At 45.0% G+C, this 2,073-nt stretch carries 1 protein-coding gene and 1 pseudogene; one reads left to right on the top strand and one right to left on the bottom strand.

The features are described from left to right. Nucleotides 1-1,809: cation:proton antiporter (locus ACEW8S_RS06355; protein ID WP_373517336.1), on the top strand; the 1,809-nt coding region annotated here is incomplete at its 5' end. 81 nt (nt 1,810-1,890) lie between these two features. Here the strand turns inward: ACEW8S_RS06355 and ACEW8S_RS06350 are convergent. Continuing rightward, nucleotides 1,891-2,073, bottom strand: a pseudogene (locus ACEW8S_RS06350) (hypothetical protein); the annotation flags it as partial.

Genomic DNA, 2,073 nt, shown 5'->3' with positions numbered 1-2,073 from the left:
TTGATCGGTCTTTTGGTAGGGCCTATCGCAACGTTGTATACCGAGAACGGCCAAAAATTGATAGAACCGATATGGAACGGCGAACAAGGCCTATTCCCCGGTGAGAGCCTTTATTATTTCGTTTCCCTGGCCATCGGCATTATACTTTTCGAAGGGGGACTTACCTTACGACGCGGCGAAATCGCCAACATCGGGCCGGTCATTACCAAATTGATCACCATCGGCTCTATTGTAACCTTTTTCGGCGCCGGCATTTCGGCCCACTTTATTTTCGGACTCAGTTGGCAGATTTCCTTTCTTTTCTCCGCATTGATCATCGTAACAGGGCCTACCGTAATTACACCGATACTGAGAAACATTCCATTGAAAAAAGATGTTTCGGCCGTGCTTAAATGGGAAGGTATACTTATCGATCCCATTGGTGCCTTGGTTGCCGTTTTGGTCTTTGAGTTCATCAGCGTGGGCGAGGGGCAGGCCTATACCAAAACCGCCTTTATAGACTTTGGGAAAATCTTACTCTTCGGTTTTGCCTTCGGGTTCACCTTTGCCCACGCAATGATGTTCTCTATCAAAAAAAAGTTCATTCCCCATTACTTGCTCAACGTTGTATCGCTTTCGGCGGTGCTGCTGGTCTTTGTGGTTTCCGATGCGTTTGCGCATGAGTCCGGCCTGCTGGCTGTGGTCGTCATGGGTATGGTGATGGGCAACTCCAATTTGCCGAACCTGAAAGAGCTGCTCTATTTCAAGGAGTCGCTCAGCGTACTGCTCATTTCGATACTGTTTATATTGTTGGCCGCCAATATCAACCTTCAAGACCTGGAGCTGATCTATAACTGGAACACGGTCGTTCTGTTTGCTATCATAGTTTTTATCATAAGGCCGATAGGCGTATTTCTCAGTACCTATGGGTCGAAATTAAAATTGAACGAAAAGCTTTTTATCGGATGGGTAGGGCCCAGGGGTATCGTTGCGGCCGGTATTGCCTCGCTTTTTGGCTCCAAATTGATTCAAAAAGGAGAGCCCGGAGCGGAATACATTACTCCTTTGGTCTTTATGATCGTGTTAGGTACGGTTTTACTCAATGCTACTACGGCACGGCTTTTTGCGAAAATGATAGGTGTGTTCTTGACGAAATCAGAGGGTATCCTTATTCTCGGGGCATCAAAGGCATCACGACTGATCGCGGACTACATCCATAGAAATAACCGTCATGTGGTATTGATCGACAATAACCAGAACAATGTGAACAAAGCAAAAAAACTGGGATTGGAAGCCTTGACGGCGAACATTTATTCCGATAGCTTGACCGACAATATCGAGCTGAACGATATCGGCTATTTGATGGCTTTGACCGGTAACTCCGATATTAACGAATATGCCATAGAAAAGTTCGCCAAGCAGTTCGGGGAAAATGGATCGTTTCGCCTTGTCAATGCCGAGGAGATGAACGACCCCGAGAACAACCCAAAAGAAGGACTTTTTTCCCATACCGACGACTATATAAAAATGACAGAGACTGCTAGAAGGTATCCAGCCATGCATGAAATCGAGCTGAAGGACCAGGAGCACTACGAAGGCTTGATAGAGATGATCAAGGCCGAAAATTATACGATACCCATACTCTTAAAGAGTCCGGGCGGAGATTTACAGGTAATCTCTTCGTTCAGTACGGATTTCAATGACATTATCGAAGGCTCTAAATTGGTCTATTTAGGAAAGACCATTGATGTTGAAAAATCGCTGGATGATGAAGATGATGAAGTGCTCGAGGAAGACCTTGATGCAACGGAAGAACCTAATGAAAATTAGAATGGCCATAAAATGTAGCTTCCGGTAAACTAAGTCCAAATTTTCTTAACAGAGGTGTTGATTTTATTCATTTCCCCGGATTCACTTTTTGACCAACAGTACCCAAGGGTTTTTATCGGGAGCCTTAAGCGTAGTTCCCGTGACCTTACCGAATTGTTTGGGATTTCCTGTTTTTGGGTCGATCCAAGTATAATTTAGGCTTTGCGGAAGGTCTTTGATCGTGATTTCCCCGCCCTCGTTCAAATAGGAAATATAAATTTCGCC

The organism is Pricia sp., from assembly GCF_041745955.1.
In the GTDB taxonomy this organism is placed as follows: domain Bacteria; phylum Bacteroidota; class Bacteroidia; order Flavobacteriales; family Flavobacteriaceae; genus Pricia.
This window is presented reverse-complemented; position numbering and strand designations above follow the sequence as displayed.